A 21,569-nucleotide genomic window follows, 5' to 3' on the forward strand; every position below is an offset into this window, starting at 1 on the left:
CCGTGCGGTGAGGTCCCCGCGGGCACGGGAGCGCCGCCCCGCGGTCGGCGGGGCGGCGCTCGGGGACGGTGTGGGGTCCACGGCCGCGGCTCAGCCGTGGAGCTCCCGGTGGGCGCGGATGAGTTCGGCGTAGCGGCGGCCGCTGGTCTTCACGGTCCGTCGCTGGGTCTCGTAGTCGACGTGGACGAGGCCGAAGCGCTTGTCGTAGCCGTAGGCCCACTCGAAGTTGTCCAGGAGCGACCAGGCGTAGTAGCCGGCCAGCGGGGCGCCCTTGCGGACGGCGCTCGCGCAGGCGGCGAGGTGGCCCTCCAGGTAGCGGGTGCGCTCGGGGTCGTGGACGGCGCCGTCGGGGCCGGTGGCGTCGGGGAAGGCGGAGCCGTTCTCGGTGACGTACAGCTCGCGGACGCCGTACTCCTCGGTGAGCCGCAGCAGCAGGCTCTCCAGGCCCGCCGCCTCGATCTGCCAGTCCATGCCGGTGCGGGGCACGTCGGGGAGGCGGACCTCGCGGGCGTACGGGACGGGGCCCCCGGGGTCGTCCGCGACGGTCACCGGGAAGTAGTAGTTGAGGCCGTGCCAGTCGAGCGGGGCGGCGATCGTCTCCAGGTCGCCGGGCCGCTCCGGGAGTTCGACGCCGTACAGCTCGCGCATGTCGGCGGGGAAGCCGCGGCCGTACACCGGGTCGAGCCACCAGCGGTTGCTGTGGCCGTCCATGCGGCGGGCCGCGGCGAGGTCCTCGGGGCGGCTGGAGGCGGGCTCGACGGTGGAGTGGTTGGTCACCAGGCCGACGCGGGCGCCGGGCGCGGCGGCCCGGATCGCGGCCGTGCCGAGGCCGTGGCCGAGGAGCAGGTGGTACGAGGCGCGGACGGCGGCCGTCAGGTCGGTGAGGCCCGGCGCCATCCGGCCCTCCAGGTGGCCGATCCAGGCGGAGCAGAGCGGTTCGTTGAGGGTGGCCCAGCGGGTGACGCGGTCGCCGAGCCGGCCGGCGACGACGGAGGCGTACGCGGCGAGGTGTTCGGCGGTGTCGCGGGAGGTCCAGCCGCCCCGGTCCTGGAGGGCCTGTGGCAGGTCCCAGTGGTACAGGGTGACGTTGGGGGTGATGCCGGCGTCGAGGAGGGCGTCGACGAGCCGGTCGTAGAAGTCGAGTCCGGCGGCGTTGACCGGTCCGTCGCCGCCGGGGACGACCCGGGGCCAGGCGATCGACATCCGGTAGGCGTCGGTGCCGAGCTCCTTCATCAGGGCGAGGTCCTCGGGCCAGCGGCGGTAGTGGTCGCAGGCCGTGTCGCCGGTGTCGCCGTTGTCGATCGCGCCCGGGACGCGGGAGAAGGTGTCCCAGATGGAGGGGGCGCGGCCGTCCGCGGTGACGGCTCCCTCGATCTGGTAGGCGGAGGTGGCCGTGCCCCAGGCGAAGGAGGGCGGGAAGGCCGCCAGGTCGAGCGGGACGGCGGTGGGGTCGGACACGGGATGCCTTTCTGCGGTACGGAGCGGGGGGTGGGGGCGGAAACGGCCCTGGCGCCGGGGGGTCGTCACTTGACCGCGCCCGCGGTGAGGCCGGCGACGAGGTAGCGCTGGAGGAGCAGGAAGCCGGCGACGACGGGGACGCTCACCACGAGGGACGCGGCCATCACCTGGTTCCAGTAGACGTCGTTCTGGGTGGCGTAGCCCTGGAGGCCGACGGCGAGCGTGCGGGTGGTGTCGTTGGTCATGACGGAGGCGAAGAGGACCTCGCCCCAGGCGGTCATGAAGGCGTAGACGGCGACGGCGACGATGCCGGGCCGGGCGGCCGGCACGATGACCCGGAAGAGCGCCCGGATCGGGCCGCAGCCGTCCACCTTGGCCGCCTCGTCCAGCTCGCGCGGGATCGAGTCGAAGTAGCCGGTGAGCATCCAGATGGAGAAGGGCAGCGAGAAGGTCAGATAGGTGAGGACCAGGCCCTCGCGGGAGCCGAAGAGGGCGATCCCGGTGGCGTTGCCGATGTTGACGTAGATGAGGAAGAGCGGCAGCAGGAAGAGGATGCCGGGGAACATCTGCGTCGACAGGACGGTGACGGTGAAGACGCGCTTGCCGCGGAAGGCGTACCGGCTGACCGCGTACGCGGCGAAGACGGCGACGGCCACGGAGAGGACGGTCGCGGCGCCGGAGACGACGATCGAGTTCACGAAGTAGTCGGCGAGCGGGACCGTCTCCCAGATGTCCGCGTACGGGCGCAGGGTGAACCCGGAGGGGATCCACTCGAACTTCCCGGAGACGTCCTCCAGCGGCTTCAGCGAGCCGGACACCATCACGTACACGGGCAGCAGGACGAAGCCGGTGAGGAGGGTGAGGACGATCCGCCGGGTCCACAGGAAGGAGCGGGGCGGGGCCATCGGGGAGCGCGGCCGGGCCGCGCGCGGGGTGGCGGTGTCAGACATCGGAGGTCTTCCTTCCGCGGGTGGTGAGCAGGAGGTAGACGCCCGTGACGAGGAGGAGGAAGAGCAGCAGGAGCGCGGACATGGCCGAGCCGGTGCCGAAGTTCCAGGTCTGGAAGGACGACTGGTAGATGTGGAGCGAGATGAGGTCCGCCGCCTCCGGGGCAGCCTTGCCGAAGAGCACGAACGGCGTGTTGAAGTCGTTGAAGGTCCACAGGAAGAGGACGAGGACGAGGACCTGGTTGACCGGCCGCAGCGACGGCAGGGTGATGTGCCGGATCTGCTTCCAGACGCCGGCGCCGTCGAGGGCGGCGGCCTCGTACATGTCCCGGGGGATGTTCTGGAGTCCGGCCATGACGGTGAGGAAGGCGAACGGCCAGCCCTTCCAGACGGAGACGGCGAGCAGGGCCCAGAAGCTGTTGTCGCCGATGAGCCAGAAGGCGGGGCTGTCGCCGATGCCGAGCTGGTCGTGGAGGACGTGGTTGATGAGGCCGTTGTCGCGCTGGAACATGAAGGCCCAGGTGATGACGGCGGCGTAGACGGGCAGCGCGTACGGGACGAGGAAGAGGGTGCGCAGGACGCCCCGGCCGCGGAAGTTCTCCTGGAGGAGGACCGCGGCGGCGGTGCCGAGGAGCCAGCACAGTCCCACGGAGACCACGGTGAACTGGCAGGTGGTCAGGAAGGACTTCAGCAGGGACCGGCCCACGGCCGCGTCGAAGTCGAGCGCGACCGAGAAGTTGTCGAGTCCCGACCAGGGGGCGGCGGCCCAGTCGCGGATGTAGAACTGGGTGAGCTCCTTGAAGCTCATGGCGAGGCCCATGAGCATCGGCACGAGGTGGACGAGGAGTTCGAGGAGCAGGGCGGGCAGGAGCAGCAGGTACGGCAGTGCGAGGCGGCGACGCCCGGAGCGGCGTGCGGTGCGCGCCCCTCCGGGTGTGGCCTTGCGCACCGCCGGCTCCCGTGCGGGGGTGACGGCGGTCTGGGTCATGGGCGCGGTGCCTACTTCTTCGGCATCTGCTGCTGGGCCTTGTCGAGCTTGGCCCTGACGGACTCGGTGGTGACGGGCCGGCCGGCGGCGGCGTCGGCGAAGAGCTCCTTGACGGCGGTGCCGACGACGGTCTCGAACTGGGACTCCTCCGGGACCTGCGGGAGGGCGGCGGCGCTGGAGGCGAGGGTGTCGCGGATGACGGCGAGGGAGGCGCCGGAGAAGGCGGGGTCCTGCTGGGCGCTCTTGACCGGCGGCACGGAGCCGTAGGTCTTGTTGAGGGCCGTCTGCTCCTCGTCGCTGGTCATGAACTTCACGAACTTCAGGGCGCCGTCGAGGTTCTTGGTGTTCTTGAAGACGGCGAGGTTGATGCCGGCGACCATGGAGTTGGTGGCGGTGCCGGTGCCGGGCTTGCCGGCGGGGACGGGGGCGGGGACCACGCCCCACTCGTCCTCGGCCATGCCCTGGGAGGCGAAGGTCTGGGACGGGGTCTGCCAGAGGACCATGCCGGTGCGGTCCTTGGCGAAGTCGCTGAGGGACTGGTTCTGGGCGTACTCGGCGTTGCCGGGGGCGACGATCTTGTGGGTGGCCATGAGGTCGACGTACTGCTTGACGGCGGCGACGGCGCCGTCGGAGGTGAAGTCGGCCTTGCCGTCGGCGGTGAAGAAGTCAGCTCCGTGCTGCTTGCCGAGAACGAAGACCTGGTGGATGTTGTTGGACAGGTTGGAGCCCTCGACGCCGATGCCCCACTTGCCGTCCTTGCTGAGCTTCTTGCCGGCGGCGATCACCTCGTCCCAGGTCGTCGGCGGCTTGGCTATGCCGGCGTCCTTGAACATCTGCTTGTTGTAGTAGAGGGCGTACGCCATGGAGTAGAGCGGGACGGCGGCCGGGTCCTGGCCGGGGACGCCGGTGGAGCCGAGCGCGGAGTCGACGAAGCGGTCCTTGCCGCCGATGGCGTCGAAGTTCTTCGCGTCCCAGGGCAGCAGGGCGCCGGTGGCCTGGAGGGAGGCGCTCCAGGTGTTGCCGATGTTGAGGACGTCCGGGCCCTGGCCGGAGGTGGCGGCGGTGAGGATGCGGTTGAGGAGGTCGGACCACGGGATCACCTCCAGCTTGACCTTGATGCCGGTCCGCCGCTCGAACTCGTCCAGCTCGGGCTGGAGGACCTTCTTGTCGACCTCCAGGCTGGAGCCCTGGTTGGAGGCCCAGTAGGTGAGGGTCTTCGTCGCCTGGCCGCCGCCGTCCTCTCCCCCGCCGCCGCAGGCGGTCGCGGTGAGGACGAGGGAGAGGGTGACGGCACCCGTGACGGCGGCTCTGATTCTGCGCATGGCTCCTGGTCCCTTTCAGGGAAGGCGGGAGGACCGACAGGGGGAGCGCCCGGACCGCCCACCGCCGCATCGGCTTAATTTAGGATGTGAGTTAAACCCCGTGAGAAGGTCGCGTCAAGGCTTGTCGTGCGGGTATGTTGCAGCGGACGACTACGACGGACAGGGGCGAGAGTGCACGCGAAGAGTGGCCGCACGGTGCGCGACCTGCGGCGCGAGAACCGGACGGCCGTGCTGCGCAGGCTCTATTTCGACGGCCCGATGAGCCGGCTCGCGCTGGGCCCCGCGACCGGGCTCTCCTCCGGCTCGATCAGCAACGTGGTCGCCGAGCTGGTCGGCGAGGGGCTCGTCGAGGAGGCCGGCAGCGTCGACTCCGCGGGCGGGCGGCCGCGCACCCTGCTGAGGATCGCGCCGGACAGCGGCTGCATGATCGGCGTCGACATCGGCGAGACCCGGGTCCGGATCGAGCTGTTCGACCTGGCGCTCACCGAACTGGCCCGCACCGAGCGCCCGTTGGCGCCGTCCGGACCGAGGACCGCGCGGTACGAGGTGGCGGTGGTCGTGGACCACCTGCGGGACGGGATCGCCGAGGTGCTGCGCACCGCCGGCGTGCCCGCGGAGCGGCTGCTCGGCGTCGGGATCGGTGTCCCCGGCATCGTCGAGCGGACGGCGGAGCAGGGGGCGGTGGTGCACGGGCAGACGATCGGCTGGGACGCGGTGCCGCTGGAGCGGCTGCTGCGCGCGCAGGTGGCGCTGCCGGCGGAGGTGCCGTACCGGATCGAGAACGGTGCCAAGACCCTGGGCCAGGCCGAGATGTGGTTCGGCGCGGGCCGGGGCGCCGACAGCGCGGTGGTCGTGCTCTTCGGGTCCGGCGTCGGCGCCTGCGTGGTGACGGACCCGCTGGGCCCGGGCCAGGCCCTGGAGTGGGGCCATCTGACGGTACGGGTACGGGGCCGGCGCTGCCGCTGCGGCGCCCAGGGCTGCCTGGAGGCGTACGCCGGCGCGGAGGCGCTGCTCGAACGCTGGCGGGAGGCCGGCGGGCGGCCGCCGGCCGGCGCGGACGAGGAGACGGCGCTCACCGCGATGCTCGCGGCGGCGTACCCGGCGGATCCGTTCGGGGACGTGCAGCCGCCGGACCCGGTGGCGCTCGCCGTGCTCGACGAGACCGCCGAGTACCTGGGGGCCGGGCTGGCCGATCTCATCAACCTCTTCCAGCCGGAGCGGATCCTCGTCGGCGGCTGGGCCGGGCTCCAGCTCGGCAGCCGGTTCCTCGCGCCCGTGGCGGCGTACGCCCGCGCGTACGCGCTGCGCCACCCGGGCGGCCGTACGGAGATCGCGCTCGGCACGCTCGGCCCCGAGGCCGTCACCGTCGGGGCGGGGCTGCTGCCCCTGGTGGACTTCTTCGACCTGGGCGGGCGCCGCCCCGAGCGGGCGCCGAGCGTTCCGGCGCCCGCCTGGCAGACGGCGCTGCGCGACCGGGTCTCCAGCTGAGGGACGGTCCCGCACCGGCTACGCGTACGGGTCGAAGGAGATGCCGGACGGCTTCGCCTTGGCCAGGTGGTCGGCGAAGCTGCCGTCCTTCAGTCCGAAGTGGGCGCTGCCGAAGTCCGCCTGGCTCAGCTTCTCGCGGATGCCGGGCGGGTAGCCGTTCCAGCCGACGAGGGCGGGGAACTGCCAGGTGCCCCGGTGGTTCTCGGGCGGCTCGTCGTTGGAGTTGGCGGCCCGGAAGCAGTGGGTGCCGATGCCGTCCTTGTGGTAGACGACCTTCGGGTGGGTGCCGTCCCAGCGGATGGCGTTCCGGCCGTGGACGGTGAAGGACCCGTGGTTCGAGGTGGACACGTACTGGGCCTGCCCGTTCTGGATCCAGACGACGACGTGCTCCCAGTCGTGCCGGTGGCCGCCGAGGCTGCTGCCCCAGACGGCCTGGTCCTTCTCGAAGTAGAGGCCGTAGAGGACCGCGCACCAGCCGTTGTTGCACCGCGCGCGGGCGTAGCCGTTGGTGTTGGCGAGGTCCCAGGAGTCCCGGCACTGGCTGTTGACCGTGCCGGACGGGTTCAGGCCGGGGTTGAGCGTGCCGTCCGGGCCGATCGCGGGCGTCGGATAGCAGCCGTCGGTGTCGTAGTCGTACGCGGGCTGGTACGTCTGCTCCAGGGCGTCCGCGTTCGCGGGGAGCGCGGACGGCGGGGCGGCGAGGGCGGTGCCCGGGACCGCGAGGAGGAGGGCGAGGGCGCTGCCGAGGACGGCGGCCCCCTTCGTGACGCGACGCGAGGTCTTCAACTCCGGCTCCCTGGTGGGGTCGAGGGGGGTGACGGTGCGGCGGTCGCGCCGTGTGCCCGACGCGACGGACGACCGCGCGCTGACATGCCCACTCCAAGCGCGGGTCAAACGGCCGGCAACCGCGGGACGGGCGGGAACGTCCTGATCAGGGATGCCGGGGGAAGACCGGGGAAAGGACGGGTGGCTGTGGCGGGGCGGGAAGGGAAACCGGGGCCACGGTGGCGGCGGATCCGGCGCTCGCCGGAGGGCGGGCGCCGGCGCGGCCGGCTGCTCTCCGGAGCCGGCGTGGCGACCGCCGCGCTGCTCGCGCTGCACCGGTTCGTGCCGAACACCCCGGGGCGGCTGGGCAGTCTGCTGGAGACCTTCCTGTTCTGGCTCGGTCCCCTCACCGCGGCGCTCCTCCTCTGCGCGGCGGTGCGGCGCGTCCGCACGGCGCTGCTGACGCTGCTCCTCCCGGCCGTGGTCTGGGCCGCCGTCTTCGGTCCGCGGCTGCTGCCCGCGGCGGCGCCCGGTCCGCGCGAACTCGCCGTCGTCCAGCACAACGTCGCCGACGACAACGCCGATCCGGCCGGCACGGCCCGGGCGCTGGCGGACTCCGGCGCCGACCTGGTCGCCCTCCAGGAGCTGGTCGATCCGGCGCGGGCCGTCTACGCCCGGGAACTCGCGCCCCGCTACCCGTACCACTCCGTGCGGGGCACGGTCGGCCTCTGGTCCCGCCACCCGCTCGGCCCCACCCGGGCGCTGGACATCAGACCGCGGGACATCACGGAGCCGTGGCAGCGGGCGCTGCGGGCCGAGGTGCGCACACCGCACGGGAAGGTGGCGGCGTACGTCGTCCACCTGCCCTCCGTCCGGCTCGGGCCCGGCGGGCTCGGGTCCGCCCGGCGCGACGAGAGCGCCGCGCGCCTCGGCCGGATCCTGGCGGGCGAGCCGGTGCGCCGGGTGGTCCTGGCCGGCGACCTCAACGGCACGGTCGACGACCGCGGTCTGGCGCCGTTGACCTCACGCCTCGGCGCGCCCGCGCGCGGCCTCGCCCTGAGCTACCCGGCCGCCCTCCCGGTGGCCCGGATCGACCAGGTCCTCGCGCGCGGCGGACGCGTGCCCGCGATCCGCGCGCTCCCGGCCACCGGGAGCGACCACCTGCCGGTGCTGGCCCGGGTCGCGCTGGACGCGGACGCCTAGCGGTCCGCGAGCCGGGCCGGCGCCCGCCGCGCGGGCCCCGTGCGGGACGCCCGGACCGCCGCCGAGACCCTCCTCAGCCTGAGGCGGTGCCGCCGAGGAGGATCCGGGGCCGGCCGTCCGGGCCGGGGCGGGCGGTGGCGGTGAGGGTGGCGGGGTGGCCGAGGGAGTCGCCCATGTCGACGGTGAGGGTGAGCGGACGGCCCGGCTCGGCGAGCAGGGCGGCGAGGCAGGCGGTGCTGTTGGCGTTCGCGATGTCCTCGTCGACGCCGATCGAGGGGGCGAACATCCGGGCGGCGGCCCGGCCTTCGCGCGTCGGCGCGGAGTAGACGTAGACGCCGAGCAGCCCGAGCCGGTCACAGGCGGCCCGGAGCAGCCCGACGTCGGGTGCGAGGGCGGCGAGTTCGGCACGGTCCGCGACCGGAAGCAGCAGCCGGGGCCGCCCGACGGAGGCGATCCCGCCCGGACCGGCGGGCAGGCGGCCGAGCCCCAGCGCGGGCAGGAGGAGGTCGTACGCGGCGGGCTCCGGCTGCCGCAGCTCCACGGGCCCCGGGTCGAAGGCGGCGTGGATGAGCCCGTCGCCTCCGCGCCGGGCCCGACCCACGAACACCCGCCCGGCGGTGCGCAGGAGCCCGTCGAAGGCGCCGGTGCGGGCGGCGATGTGGGCGAGGGCGGCGACGGTGCCGTGGCCGCAGGCGGGCAGCTCCCCCTCGGAGGTGAAGAACCGCAGGGCGTAGGCCGGGGCACCGCCCCCGGCGGGCGCCGGCGGGGTGACGAAGACGGCGTGCGAGGCCCCGAGGAGCCCGGGGACCAGCCGCCGCTCGTCATCGGTCAGGGGCCAGGGCCGCTCAGGAGACGGGCCGGGGGCGGCGCCGGTGCGGCGCGGCTCCTCGATGACGGCCGTGGGGCTGCCGCCGTCGGTGCCGCGGAGGCAGGCTCGGACGAGCGTCGCTGATCGGGTCACCGGGGCACCGTAACCTCCCGAACGCGCGCCGGGCCACGGGGCGTTGCCCGGGCCGTCAGGGCGGGCGGCCGCTTCGGGAGTTGTACGCGGGAGGGGTTGACGGGGGCTCGGCGCCTCCATAAGTTCACAGCTTGATAAAAGGCTTGTCGCCTTGTGGGACACGTGCGGGCCCGGGCGGGCCGGGCCCGCACGGCAGCGCGGCACGCCTCGACGAAAGGGTTGTCAGGTGCAACTCAAACTTCCACGGCGTCCCCGCTCACTCGCCGCCCTGCTCACCGGCGCCCTCGTGGCGACCGGTCTGGTCCTCACCGCGCCCGGGACCGCGCAGGCGGCCGGTGAGCGGGTGGACGTCTGGCTGACCACCACCTCCGACGCCGGAGGCCGTACCGTCACCCGGGGGCTCGCACCGCAGGCCCCGCTCGCCTTCGGACCGGCCGGCGGCGGCGCGAGCCACACCATCACCGTCGACGAGTCCACCACCTACCAGCAGTTCGAGGGCGGCGGCGCCTCGATCACCGACACCACCGCGCACCTCCTGCGCGGCGGCGCGATCAGCGCCGCCACCCGCGACGAGGTGATGCGCAGGCTCTTCTCCCCCACCGACGGCATCGGGCTCTCCTTCGTCCGCAACCCCATCGGCGCCTCGGACCTCTCCCGCCCCGGCAACGTCTCGCTCGACGACACCTGCTGCGACCTGAGCGACTTCGGCGCCAACGGCTACGACACCCCCGTGCGACTGCTCACCGCGCAGGCGAAGCAGCTCAACCCGGCGCTGCGGGTCAAGGGCGTGCCGTGGAGCGCACCCGGCTGGATGAAGGACAACGGCCGGATGGACCAGATGGGCTGGCTGAAGTGGGAGCACTACCCCACCTACGCCCAGTATCTGGTCAAGTACATCCAGAGCTACCAGGCGGCGGGGATCAAGGTCGACTACCTCTCGGTGCAGAACGAGCCGAACTGCTGCCAGGCCGGCAACCCCACGGCGATGAACTACCCGGGCATGAGCTGGAACCCGTCCGGCCTGGTCGAGTTCACCAAGAACCACGTCTACCCCGCCTTCCGGGCCGCCGGGATCACCACCAAGGTCCTGGTGCACGACTGGAACTACGGCGACTACGCGAACTTCGGCGCCGCCGTCCTCGGTGACGCGGGGGTCAGGAACGACCCGCTGTTCGGCGGCATCGCCTGGCACGGCTACTTCGGCGACCCGGCCGTCGGCAGCCAGGTCCACGCCCAGTACCCGTCGGTGCGCCAGTTCTCCACCGAGCACTCCGGCGGCACCTGGATCGGGAACCAGCACGACGAGGACCTGAAGGACATCGTGTCCTACGCCCGCAACTGGAGCAGCAGCCTGGTGAAGTGGAGCCTGGCGCTCAACCAGGACATGGGGCCGCACAACGGCGGCTGCGGCACCTGCACCGGGCTGATCACCGTGCAGGAGGGCGGCCCCCGGGCCGGGCAGGTCGACTACACCATCGAGTACTACACGACCGGTCACCTCACCAAGTTCGTGAAGCCGGGCGCGTACCGGATCGCCTCGACCGACAACGCGACCGTGCAGAACGTGGCCTGGCGCAACCCCGACGGCTCCAAGGCGCTGATCGCGCACAACGGCGGCGGCTCCGCGCAGTCCGTCCGCGTCGACTGGGGCGGCCAGTCCTTCACGTACACCCTCCCGGCCCGCACCACCGCCACCTTCACCTGGTCCGGGACGCCGGGCGCCGGGGCGCCCACCGGGGCCCTGACCGGGCTCGCCGGCAAGTGCCTCGACGTGGCCGGCGCGTCGAGCGCCGACGGCACCGCCGTGCAGCTCTACACCTGCAACGGCACCGCCGCCCAGCGGTGGACCCTCGCCGCCGACGGCAGCGTGCGGGCGCTCGGCAAGTGCCTCGACGTCACGGGCGGCGCGACCGCCGACGGGACCAGGGTGCAGCTCTACACCTGCAACGGCACCGGCGCCCAGCGGTGGACGTACGACCCCGTGACCCACGACGTGGTGAACACGGCCGCGGACAAGTGCCTGGACGTCACCGGGAACTCCTCCGCCGACGGCACCCGGGCCCAGATCTGGACCTGCACCGGCGGCACCAACCAGAAGTGGACCCACCAGCCGTCCTGACCCCGCACCCCTTCCCCCCTCCCCCGTCTCCAGGAGACCGCATGCCGCACCAGCACCACCGCAGGAGAGCGCGCGCCCGAGGGCTCGCCGCCACCGCCGTCACCGCCCTGATCGCGGGGCTCGTCGGCGCCGCCCCCAGCTCCGCCGCGCCGGGCGCCGACGACCCGGCGCCCCGGGCCGTCGACCGCTTCGAGGGCGAGGTGCCGTTCGCCAACCCGCCCGCCGAGGGGATCTTCACCTGGGGCAGCGACGCCGACGACCACCCGGCGCTGACGCTCGCCGAGCGGGCCGACGCCCCCGAGGGCGCCAAGGTCCTCGAAGGCCGCTACGACATCAGCGGCTGGGGCGGCTTCACCCACGACTTCGCCTTCGACCGGCCCGCCCAGGACTGGACCGCGCACGGCGGCATCCGGTTCTGGTGGTACGGCCAGAACACCGCGCCGCTGCCGCCCGGTTCGGGCAAGCGGATCCACTTCGAGCTCAAGGACGGCGGCGCGAACGGCGAGGCGTCCGAGCTGTGGACCACCTCCTTCACCGACGACTGGGAGGGCTGGCACCTGGTCGAGCTCCCCTTCTCCTCCTTCCAGTACCGCGCCGACTACCAGCCGGTCGGCGGCATCGACCACGTCCTCGGCCTGGACCGGATGTGGGGGTACGCGCTGACGCTGCCGACGGGCGCGCCGGGCTCCTTCGCCCTCGACGGGGTCGAGCTGTACGGCAGGGCCGACCCGGCACTGGCCACGCAGGTCGTCACGGGGGCCGCCGTGCACCCGGTGGCGGAGGGGACCGCCGCCCGGATCGACGTCACCGTGACCACCACGGGCGCGGTGCCGACCGACCAGCCCGTCACCGTCGCCTACACGACGGAGGACGACGGGCCGGCCGAGGCGGGCGAGGACTACCGGCCGGCCGCCGGCAGCCTCGTCTTCCCCGCCGGGACGCCCTCCGGCACGACCCGCTCGATCACCGTCGAGACGCTGCGCGACGGCGCGGGCGAGGCGGCCGAGACGATCCCGGTGGAGCTGACCGTCGAGGGCGCCAAGGCCCCCGCCGAGCACCCGGTCGTCGTGGTGAACGCGCACGGGCTGCCGTACCTCGACGCGCGGCTGCCGGTGCAGCGGCGGGTCGCCGACCTGCTGTCCCGGATGACCCTGGCCGAGAAGGCCGGGCAGATGACCCAGGCCGAGCGGAACGCGCTGCGGGCCCCCGGCGACATCGCCGGGTACGCGCTCGGTTCGCTGCTCTCGGGCGGCGGCTCGGTCCCCTCGCCCAACACGCCCGAGGCGTGGGCGCGGATGATCGACGGCTACCAGCTGCGCACCCGGGCGACCCGGCTCCAGATCCCGCTGATCTACGGCGTGGACGCGGTGCACGGGCACAACAACGTGGCCGGGGCGACGGTCATGCCGCACAACATCGGCATCGGTGCCACCCGTGACCCGGCGCTCGCCGCCCGGACCGGCGCGGTGACGGCGAAGGAGGTGCGGGCGACCGGCGTGCCGTGGGACTTCGCGCCGTGCCTGTGCGTGACGCGGGACGAGCGCTGGGGCCGGTCGTACGAGGCGTTCGGTGAGGACCCGGCGCTCGTGACCGCGATGGAGACGGTCATCGAGGGCATGCAGGGCGCGCGCAGCGGCAAGGACCTCGACCGCAACGACAAGGTCCTGACCAGCGCCAAGCACTTCGTCGGCGACGGCGGCACGGAGTTCGGCTCGTCGACGACCGGCTCGTACACGATCGACCAGGGCGTCACCCGGGTCACCCGTGAGGAGCTGGAGGCGGTCCACCTCGCGCCGTTCGCGGAGGCGGTGAAGCGCGGCGCGGGCACGGTCATGCCCTCGTACTCCTCGCTCGACGTCATCGGGGACGAGCACGGTCCGGTGAAGATGCACGCCAACGCCGAGATGATCAACGGGGTGCTGAAGGACCGGATGGGCTTCGAGGGCTTCGTCATCAGCGACTGGCAGGCCATCGACCAGATCCCCGGCGACTACCCGAGCGACGTGCGGACCTCGGTCAACGCGGGCCTGGACATGATCATGGTGCCGACGAACTACCAGGAGTTCACCCGGACCCTGGTGGCCGAGGTCGAGGCGGGCCGGATCCCGGTCTCCCGGATCGACGACGCCGTGGCCCGGATCCTCACCCAGAAGTTCCGCCTCGGGCTCTTCGAGAAGCCGTACGCGGACACCACCCACCTCGCCTCGGTCGGCTCGGACGCCCACCGGGCGGTGGCCCGCGAGGCCGCCGCCGCCTCGCAGGTGCTGCTGAAGAACGAGGGCGGGCTGCTGCCGCTGAAGCCCGCGCAGAAGGTGTACGTGGCCGGGTCCAACGCCGACGACCTGGGCAACCAGACCGGCGGCTGGACCATCAGCTGGCAGGGCTCCTCCGGGAAGCGGACCACCGGCACCACGATCCTGGAGGGGATGCGGAAGAACGCGCCCGGGCTGACCTGGTCCAAGGACGCGTCCGCGCCGGTCGAGGGGTACGACGCCGGCGTCGTGGTGGTCGGCGAGACGCCGTACGCGGAGGGCGTCGGGGACGTCGGCAACGGGCACGACCTGGAGCTGAGCGCCGCCGACAAGGCGGCCGTGGACCGGGTCTGCGCGGCGATGCCGTGCGCGGTGCTCGTGGTCTCCGGCCGGCCCCAGCTGATCGGCGACCGGCTGCCGGGGATCGACGCCCTGGTGGCGTCCTGGCTGCCGGGCACCGAGGGCGACGGCGTCGCCGACGTGCTGTACGGGCGGGTGCCGTTCACCGGGCAGCTGCCGGTGACCTGGCCGAGGTCGGAGGCGCAGCTGCCGGTGAACGTCGGCGACTCCTCGTACGACCCGCAGTTCCCGTACGGCTGGGGGCTCACCACCCTGACGGCGGCGCCGAAGGGAGGGGAGACGACGCTGAAGGCGCTCGGGCTCGCGGCCCGGGTGCTCCAGGCGGCCGGGCGGGGCGATTCACCCGAGGCGCGGCGTCTGGTGGCCCGGGCCCGGCTGCTGGTGCAGGATCGCATCGGGCAGCGGGTCACGGAGGCGGTGGCGAAGCCCTTCGCCGAGGCCGACCACCGGCTGCTCTCCGGTGATCCGGCGGGCGCGGTGGCGAGGCTGACCGCGGCCTACCGCGCGGCCGGCTGAGAGCGGGGCCCGGTGGACCGGCGCCTCGCGGGAGGCCGGTCCACCGGGCCCGTCCGGTCGTCGCACCCCGGCCATGGCGTTGCATAGCCATGCAGATTGATGCATACTCTTTCCATGTCCAAGGTTCTCACCTCCCTTCCCGTCGGCGAGCGCGTCGGCATCGCCTTCTCCGGTGGTCTCGACACCTCCGTCGCGGTCGCGTGGATGCGCGACAAGGGCGCCGTGCCCTGCACGTACACCGCCGACATCGGCCAGTACGACGAGCCCGACATCGCCTCGGTGCCCGGGCGCGCCCAGACCTACGGCGCCGAGGTGGCCCGCCTGGTCGACTGCCGCGCCGCGCTGGTCGAGGAGGGGCTGGCCGCGCTCACCTGCGGCGCCTTCCACATCCGCTCCGGCGGCCGGGCCTACTTCAACACCACCCCGCTGGGCCGCGCCGTCACCGGCACGCTGCTGGTGCGGGCGATGCTGGAGGACGACGTCCAGATCTGGGGCGACGGCTCGACCTTCAAGGGCAACGACATCGAGCGGTTCTACCGCTACGGCCTGCTGGCCAACCCGCACCTGCGGATCTACAAGCCGTGGCTGGACGCCGACTTCGTCACCGAGCTCGGCGGCCGCAAGGAGATGTCGGAGTGGCTCGTCGCCCACGACCTCCCCTACCGGGACTCCACCGAGAAGGCGTACTCCACCGACGCCAACATCTGGGGCGCCACCCACGAGGCGAAGACCCTGGAGCACCTGGACACCGGCATCGAGACCGTCGACCCGATCATGGGCGTGCGGTTCTGGGACCCGTCCGTCGAGATCGCCGCGGAGGACGTGACGATCGGCTTCGAGCAGGGCCGCCCCGTCACCATCAACGGCAAGGAGTTCGCCTCCGCCGTGGACCTGGTCATGGAGGCCAACGCCATCGGCGGCCGGCACGGCCTGGGCATGTCGGACCAGATCGAGAACCGGATCATCGAGGCCAAGAGCCGCGGCATCTACGAGGCCCCCGGCATGGCGCTGCTGCACGCCGCCTACGAGCGCCTCGTCAACGCGATCCACAACGAGGACACCCTCGCCCAGTACCACAACGAGGGCCGCCGGCTCGGCCGCCTCATGTACGAGGGCCGCTGGCTGGACCCGCAGGCGCTGATGATCCGCGAGTCGCTGCAGCGCTGGGTCGGCGCCGCCGTCACCGGCGAGGTCACCCTGCGGCTGCGGCGCGGCGAGGACTACTCGATCCTCGACACCACCGGCCCGGCCTTCAGCTACCACCCGGACAAGCTGTCCATGGAGCGCACCGAGGACTCCGCCTTCGGCCCGCTGGACCGGATCGGCCAGCTGACCATGCGGAACCTGGACATCGCCGACTCCCGCGCCAAGCTGGAGCAGTACGCCGGCATCGGCCTCATCGGCGCCGGCAGCCCGGCCATCGGCGCCGCGCAGGCCGCCGCCACCGGCCTCATCGGCGCGATGCCCGAGGGCGGCGCCGAGGCGATCGCCTCGCGCGGCGAGACCCCCGACAGCGAGGAGACGGCGCTCGACCGCGCCGCCATGGAGACCGGCACCGACTAGTCCCCGGCACTCCGAGCGACACCCGAGGAGGGGCGGCCCAGGCCGCCCCTCCTTCGCGTGTGTGCGGGGCCTGCTCTTCAGGGGTGGGGGGCGGTGGCGGCGTCGAGGAACGCGGGTCGCTCCCCGCCGCCGTGGACGTGCAGCGCCGCGCCGCTGATGTACGCGGCGCGGTCGGAGGCGAGGAAGACGCAGGCGTCGCCGACGTCGGCGGGCGCGGCGAGCCGGCCGAGCGGCACGGTGTGGCCGACGGCGGCGATGCCGTCCTCGTCGCCGTAGTGCAGATGGGCGAGTTCGGTGCGGACCATCCCGAGGACGAGGGTGTTGACCCGGACGAGCGGCGCCCATTCCACGGCCATCGACCGGGCGAGGTTCTCCAGGCCGGCCTTCGCGGCGCCGTACGCGGCGGAGCCCGGGGACGGGCGGGTGCCGCTGACGCTGCCGACCATGACGATCGACCCGCCGCCTGCCTGCCGGCTCATCACCCGGTGCGCGGCGAGCGACGCGGTCAGCGGGGCGACGAGGTTCAGTTCGAGGACCCGGGCGTGCTGGGCGGGGGCGCCGTCGGCGAGCGTCCGGTACGGGGTGCCCCCGGCGTTGTTGACCAGCGTGTCGAGGCGCCCGTACTCGTCCCGTACCCGGTCGAAGAACGCGGTCACGGCGTCGGGGTCGCGCAGGTCGACGGGGAGGAAGCGGGCGGCGCGGCCGGCCGCCGCGACGGGTTCGCCGGGGGCCCGCCGGGCACAGGTCACGACCTCCGCCCCGGCTTCGAGCAGCGCGCGGCTGATGCCGGCGCCGACGCCCCGGGTGCCGCCGGTGACGACGGCGACGGAGCCGGACAGGTCGAGGGTGACGGGCAAGGGACACCTCCCGCAGCGGCCGTACCGCTGCTATCTTCCACCTAACAAACGTTTGGTGGAAAGGTAGCTGATCTGCTCATGGGTGTCTCCACCTCCGTCCCGGACGAGGGCGTCGCCGTCGTCACCGTCGACTTCCCCCCGGTCAACGCCCTCCCGGTGCAGGGCTGGTACGACCTGGCCGCCGCCGTCCGCGCCGCCGGCGCCGACCCGAAGGTGCGCTGCGTCGTCCTCACCGCCGAGGGCCGCGGCTTCAACGCCGGCGTCGACATCAAGGAGATCCAGCGCGCGACCGGCCCCGAGGCGATCCTCGGCGCCAACCACGGCTGCGCCGAAGCCTTCTCCGCCGTCTACGCGTGCGAGGTGCCGGTCGTCGCCGCCGTGCACGGCTTCTGCCTCGGCGGCGGTATCGGCCTCGTCGGCAACGCCGACGCGATCGTCGCCTCCGACGACGCCACCTTCGGCCTGCCGGAGCTGGACCGGGGCGCGCTCGGCGCCGCCACCCACCTCGCCCGGCTGGTCCCCCAGCACCTGATGCGCGCCCTGTACTACACCTCCCGCACGGTCACGGCGGACGAACTGCACCGGCACGGCTCGGTCTGGCGGGTCGTGCCGCGCGCCGGACTGCGCGAGGCGGCCCTCGGACTGGCCCGGGAGATCGCCGCGAAGGACGGACGGCTCCTCCGGCTCGCCAAGGCCGCGATCAACGGCATCGACCCGGTGGACGTCCGGCGCAGCTACCGCTTCGAGCAGGGCTTCACCTTCGAGGCCAACCTCAGCGGCGTCGCCGACCGCGTCCGCGACACCTTCGGCCACGAGAAGAGGGAGGAGCAGTCGTGAGCAAGGACAAGACGATGACCGCCGAGGAGGTCGTCGGCCGGCTGCGCAGCGGGATGACGGTCGGCATCGGCGGCTGGGGCTCCCGGCGCAAGCCCATGGCGCTGGTCCGGGCGCTGCTGCGCTCGGACGTCACCGACCTGACGGTGGTCTCGTACGGCGGTCCCGACGTCGGCCTGCTCGCCGCCGCCGGGAGGATCCGGAAGCTGGTCGCCGCCTTCGCCACCCTCGACTCCGTCCCGCTGGAACCGCACTTCGGCGCGGCCCGGCAGCGCGGTGCGTTCGAACTGGTGGAGCTGGACGAGGCCATGATGATGTGGGGGCTCACCGCCGCCGTGCACCGGCTGCCGTTCATGCCCATCCGGGCCGGGCTCGCCTCGGACGTCATGACCGTCAACCCCTCGCTGCGGACCGTCACCTCCCCGTACGGGGACCGCGAGGAGCTCGTCGCCGTCCCGGCGCTGCGCCTGGACGCCGCGCTGGTCCACCTCAACCGTGCCGACGCGTACGGCAACGGCCAGTACCTGGGCCCGGACCCGTACTTCGACGACCTCTTCTGCGAGGCCGCCGACACGGCGTACGTCTCCTGCGAGCGGATCGTCGGGACCGCCGAGCTGCTGAAGGAGGCGGGGCCGCAGACGCTGCTGCTCAAGCGGGCGTTCGTCGACGGGGTCGTGGAGGCGCCGAACGGCGCGCACTTCACCTCGTGCGCCCCCGACTACGACCGGGACGAGGCGTTCCAGCGCCATTACGTCGACGCGGCCCGCGACCCGGAGGCGTGGCGCGGGTTCGCCGACCGGTTCCTCTCCGGCGACGAGGACGCGTACCAGGCCGCGGTGGCGGCGTTCCACGGGGAGGAAGCATGAGCGGTACCGGCACGAGCACGACGGCCACCCGCGCCGAGTACTGCGTGGTGGCCTGCGCCGAGGCGTGGCGGGACGCGGGCGAGGTCCTGGCCAGCCCCATGGGTACGGTGCCGATGATCGGCGCCCGGCTCGCGAAGCGCACCTTCTCCCCCGACCTGCTGCTCACCGACGGCGAGGCGCTGCTCATCGGCGACGTGCCGGCCGTCGGCGCCGCGCCCGGGGTGGTGGAGGGGTGGCTGCCGTACCGGCAGCACCTGGCCCTGGTCGCCACCGGGCGGCGGCACGTCATGATGGGCGCCAGCCAGCTCGACCGCCACGGCAACCAGAACATCAGCTGCGTCGGCGACTGGGAGCGGCCCCGGCGCCAGCTCCTCGGCGTCCGCGGCGCGCCCGTCAACACGCTGAACAACCCGACGAGTTACTGGGTCCCCCGGCACTCGCCCCGGGTCTTCGTCGAGCGCGTCGACATGGTCTGCGGCGTCGGCTACGACCGGGCCGCGGCGGCCGGCCCGTCCGCCACCCGCTACCACCGGATCCCGGACGTCATCACCGACCTGGGCGTCTTCGACTTCGAGAACCCGGAGCGCACCCTGCGGCTCCGCTCGCTCCATCCGGGCGTCACCGTCGAGGAGGTGCGGGAGGCGACCGGCTTCCCGCTCGACGTGCCCGGGGAGGTGCCGTACACCCGGGACCCCACGGCGGAGGAACTGCGGCTGATCCGCGAGGAGATCGACCCCCGGGGGCTGCGGGACCGCGAGGTCCGCGCATGAGCGACGCCACGATCGCCACCCCTCTCACCGCGCTCGTCGGGGTGCGCCACCCGATCGTGCAGACGGGCATGGGATGGGTCGCCGGACCCCGGCTGGTCTCCGCCGCCGCCCATGCGGGCGCGCTCGGCATCCTGGCCTCGGCGACCATGGACGTGGACCGGCTGCGGTCCGCGGTGCGCGAGGTGAGGTCGCGCACGGACGCGCCCTTCGGCGTCAATCTGCGGGCGGACGCCGGCGACGCCGCCGAGCGGGTCCGGATCATCATCGACGAGGGCGTGAAGGTCGCCTCCTTCGCGCTCGCGCCCTCGCGCGAGCTGATCGCCCGGCTGAAGGACGCCGGGGTCGTCGTGATCCCCTCGATCGGCGCCCGCCGGCACGCGGAGAAGGTCGCCGCGTGGGGCGCGGACGCGGTCCTGGTCCAGGGCGGCGAGGGCGGCGGCCACACCGGCGGCGTCGCCACCACCGTCCTGCTCCCCCAGGTGGTGGACGCCGTGGACATCCCGGTGATCGCCGCCGGCGGTTTCCACGACGGGCGCGGCCTGGTCGCCGCGCTCTCCTACGGCGCGGCCGGGGTCGCCATGGGCACCCGCTTCCTGCTCACCTCCGACTCGACCGTCCCCGAGGCGGTCAAGGCCCGCTATCTGGCGGCGGCGGTCGGGGACGTCACCGTCACCACGAAGGTCGACGGGCTGCCGCACCGGATGCTCAGGACGGAACTGGTCGACGCGCTGGAACGCTCGGGCCGGACCGCTTCCCTGCTGCGGGCCGTCCGGCACGCGGCGGCCTTCCGGCGCGAGTCCGGCATGAGCTGGCCCCGGATGGTCCGGGACGGCCTGGCGATGAAGCACGGCAAGGAGCTGACGTGGAGCCAGGTCCTGCTCGCCGCCAACACCCCCATGATGCTGAAGGCGTCGATGGTGGACGGCCGCACCGACCTCGGTGTGATGGCCTCGGGCCAGGTCGCCGGCCTGATCGACGACCTCCCGTCGTGCGCGGAGCTGGTCGACAGGATCATGGCCGAGGCGACGACGGCGCTCCGCGCGCTGCCCCGCCCGCACTGACCGTCCCCCGCCCGCACGGTCCGCCGGAGTGGGACGACCACCCCGGCGGACCCGTTCCCGCCGGGGTCCCTCGTCACAGTCGCTCGATGATCGTCACGTTCGCCTGGCCGCCGCCCTCGCACATGGTCTGGAGGCCGTAGCGGCCTCCGGTGCGCTCCAGTTCGTGGAGGAGGGTGACGGCCAGCTTGGTGCCGGTCGCGCCGAGGGGGTGGCCGAGGGCGATGGCGCCGCCGTTGACGTTGACCTTCTCCGGGTCGGCGCCGGTCTCCTTCAGCCAGGCCAGGACGACGGGGGCGAACGCCTCGTTGATCTCGACGAGGTCGATGTCGTCGAGGGTCATCCCGGCCTTCTTCAGCGCGTACGCCGTCGCCGGGATCGGCGCGGACAGCATCCGGATGGGGTCCTCGCCGCGCACCGAGAGGTGGTGGATCCGCGCGCGCGGGGTGAGGCCGTGCTCGCGCACGGCGCGCTCACTGGCGAGCAGCATGGCCGAGGCGCCGTCGGAGACCTGGGAGGAGACGGCGGCGGTGATCCGTCCGCCCTCCACGACCGGCTTCAGTCCGGCCATCTTCTCCAGGGAGGTGTCCCGGCGCGGCCCCTCGTCGGTGGTGACGTCCCCGTACGGGACGATCTCGCGGTCGAAGCGGCCCTCGTCGACGGCGCGGATCGCCCGCCGGTGCGAGCGGAGGGCGAACTCCTCCATGTCCCGGCGGGAGATGCCCCACTTCTCGGCGATGAGCTCGGCGCCGTGGAACTGGTTGACCGGCTGGTCGCCGTAGCGCGCCCGCCAGCCCGCGGAGCCCGCGTAGGGGCCCTCGGTGAGGCCCAGCGGGGCGGCCGCCTGGCGGCTGGCGAAGGCGATGGGGATCATCGACATGTTCTGCGTCCCGCCGGCGACGACCAGGTCCTGGGTGCCGGAGAGGACGCCCTGGGCGGCGAAGTGCAGGGCCTGCTGGGAGGAGCCGCACTGCCGGTCCACGGTCACGCCCGGCACCTCCTCGGGCAGTCCGGCGGCCAGCCAGCAGGTGCGGGCGATGTCGCCGGCCTGTGGCCCGACGGTGTCCAGGCAGCCGAGGACGACGTCCTCGACGGCCGCCGGGTCGACGCCCGAGCGGTCCATCAGGGCCTTCAGGGCGTGTGCGCCGAGGTCGGCCGGGTGGACGGCGGACAGTCCGCCGTTGCGCCGGCCGACCGGGGTGCGGACCGCTTCGACGATGTATGCCTCGGGCATGGTGACTC

General features: G+C 73.4%; 17 protein-coding genes. 9 read left to right on the forward strand and 8 right to left on the reverse strand.

Annotated features, from left to right (window positions below; genetic code table 11):
* Positions 1-90 precede the first annotated feature (90 nt).
* From IF73_RS0115885 to IF73_RS0115900, 4 genes are all read right to left on the reverse strand, one after another.
* Complete coding sequence (locus tag IF73_RS0115885) at positions 91-1,458, reverse strand: GH1 family beta-glucosidase (protein ID WP_031008138.1); 1,368 nt, start codon at positions 1,456-1,458, stop codon at positions 91-93.
* A 65-nt stretch (positions 1,459-1,523) separates the two neighbouring features.
* Entirely contained in the window at positions 1,524-2,363 is an 840-nt protein-coding gene (locus tag IF73_RS0115890) for a carbohydrate ABC transporter permease (RefSeq protein ID WP_031008140.1), read from the reverse strand.
* A 37-nt stretch (positions 2,364-2,400) separates the two neighbouring features.
* Positions 2,401-3,393: a carbohydrate ABC transporter permease gene (locus IF73_RS0115895; protein WP_031008142.1), complete on the reverse strand. Its 993-nt coding sequence runs from the start codon at positions 3,391-3,393 to the stop codon at positions 2,401-2,403.
* 11 nt (positions 3,394-3,404) lie between these two features.
* Positions 3,405-4,715, reverse strand: coding sequence for an ABC transporter substrate-binding protein (locus tag IF73_RS0115900; protein ID WP_031008144.1), 1,311 nt, complete (start codon positions 4,713-4,715; stop codon positions 3,405-3,407).
* A gap of 171 nt (positions 4,716-4,886) precedes the next feature.
* Here IF73_RS0115900 and IF73_RS0115905 point away from each other — a divergent pair, with 171 nt between their 5' ends.
* The gene (locus tag IF73_RS0115905; RefSeq protein WP_031008146.1) at positions 4,887-6,203 is read left to right on the forward strand and encodes an ROK family transcriptional regulator; all 1,317 of its coding nucleotides are present in this window, start codon (positions 4,887-4,889) and stop codon (positions 6,201-6,203) included.
* 18 nt (positions 6,204-6,221) lie between these two features.
* Here the strand turns inward: IF73_RS0115905 and IF73_RS0115910 are convergent, their stop codons facing one another.
* Positions 6,222-6,989 (reverse strand): NPP1 family protein, encoded by a 768-nt coding sequence (locus tag IF73_RS0115910; protein WP_031008148.1) that lies wholly within the window; start codon positions 6,987-6,989, stop codon positions 6,222-6,224.
* 285 nt (positions 6,990-7,274) lie between these two features.
* On the opposite strand from IF73_RS0115910, the gene IF73_RS0115915 reads away from it, so the two are divergent.
* Positions 7,275-8,171: an endonuclease/exonuclease/phosphatase family protein gene (locus tag IF73_RS0115915; protein ID WP_420706558.1), complete on the forward strand. Its 897-nt coding sequence runs from the start codon at positions 7,275-7,277 to the stop codon at positions 8,169-8,171.
* Between the two features lie 73 nt (positions 8,172-8,244).
* On the opposite strand, the gene IF73_RS0115920 is transcribed toward IF73_RS0115915, so the two are convergent.
* Entirely contained in the window at positions 8,245-9,132 is an 888-nt protein-coding gene (locus IF73_RS0115920) for a PhzF family phenazine biosynthesis protein (RefSeq protein WP_031008153.1), read from the reverse strand.
* 226 nt (positions 9,133-9,358) lie between these two features.
* On the opposite strand from IF73_RS0115920, the gene IF73_RS0115925 reads away from it, so the two are divergent.
* From IF73_RS0115925 to argG, 3 genes are all read left to right on the forward strand, one after another.
* A complete protein-coding gene (locus tag IF73_RS0115925; protein WP_031008156.1) occupies positions 9,359-11,251 on the forward strand; it encodes a ricin-type beta-trefoil lectin domain protein in 1,893 nt (630 codons plus the stop codon).
* A gap of 41 nt (positions 11,252-11,292) precedes the next feature.
* The gene (locus tag IF73_RS0115930; RefSeq protein WP_031008158.1) at positions 11,293-14,379 is read left to right on the forward strand and encodes a glycoside hydrolase family 3 protein; all 3,087 of its coding nucleotides are present in this window, start codon (positions 11,293-11,295) and stop codon (positions 14,377-14,379) included.
* A 114-nt stretch (positions 14,380-14,493) separates the two neighbouring features.
* A complete protein-coding gene (argG, locus tag IF73_RS0115935) occupies positions 14,494-15,942 on the forward strand; it encodes an argininosuccinate synthase (protein ID WP_031008160.1) in 1,449 nt (482 codons plus the stop codon).
* A gap of 77 nt (positions 15,943-16,019) precedes the next feature.
* Here argG and IF73_RS0115940 read toward each other — a convergent pair whose 3' ends face one another.
* A complete protein-coding gene (locus tag IF73_RS0115940) occupies positions 16,020-16,799 on the reverse strand; it encodes an SDR family oxidoreductase (protein WP_031008162.1) in 780 nt (259 codons plus the stop codon).
* A 78-nt stretch (positions 16,800-16,877) separates the two neighbouring features.
* Between IF73_RS0115940 and IF73_RS0115945 the strand changes: the two genes are divergently transcribed.
* The 4 genes from IF73_RS0115945 to IF73_RS0115960 are packed head-to-tail and all read left to right on the forward strand — an operon-like array spanning position 16,878 to position 20,330.
* Entirely contained in the window at positions 16,878-17,636 is a 759-nt protein-coding gene (locus IF73_RS0115945) for an enoyl-CoA hydratase family protein (protein WP_031008164.1), read from the forward strand.
* 14 nt (positions 17,637-17,650) lie between these two features.
* Complete coding sequence (locus tag IF73_RS0115950; protein ID WP_031008166.1) at positions 17,651-18,499, forward strand: CoA transferase subunit A; 849 nt, start codon at positions 17,651-17,653, stop codon at positions 18,497-18,499.
* Entirely contained in the window at positions 18,496-19,269 is a 774-nt protein-coding gene (locus IF73_RS0115955; RefSeq protein WP_031008167.1) for a CoA-transferase subunit beta, read from the forward strand. Before IF73_RS0115950 ends, IF73_RS0115955 begins: the two co-directional genes overlap by 4 nt.
* Complete coding sequence (locus tag IF73_RS0115960; RefSeq protein WP_031008169.1) at positions 19,266-20,330, forward strand: NAD(P)H-dependent flavin oxidoreductase; 1,065 nt, start codon at positions 19,266-19,268, stop codon at positions 20,328-20,330. Before IF73_RS0115955 ends, IF73_RS0115960 begins: the two co-directional genes overlap by 4 nt.
* 73 nt (positions 20,331-20,403) lie before the next feature.
* Here the strand turns inward: IF73_RS0115960 and IF73_RS0115965 are convergent, their stop codons facing one another.
* Positions 20,404-21,561, reverse strand: coding sequence for an acetyl-CoA C-acetyltransferase (locus IF73_RS0115965; RefSeq protein WP_031008171.1), 1,158 nt, complete (start codon positions 21,559-21,561; stop codon positions 20,404-20,406).
* Positions 21,562-21,569: the final 8 nt, after the last annotated feature.

This window comes from Streptomyces sp. NRRL F-5727 (assembly GCF_000719555.1).
Classification (GTDB): Bacteria; Actinomycetota; Actinomycetes; order Streptomycetales; family Streptomycetaceae; genus Streptomyces.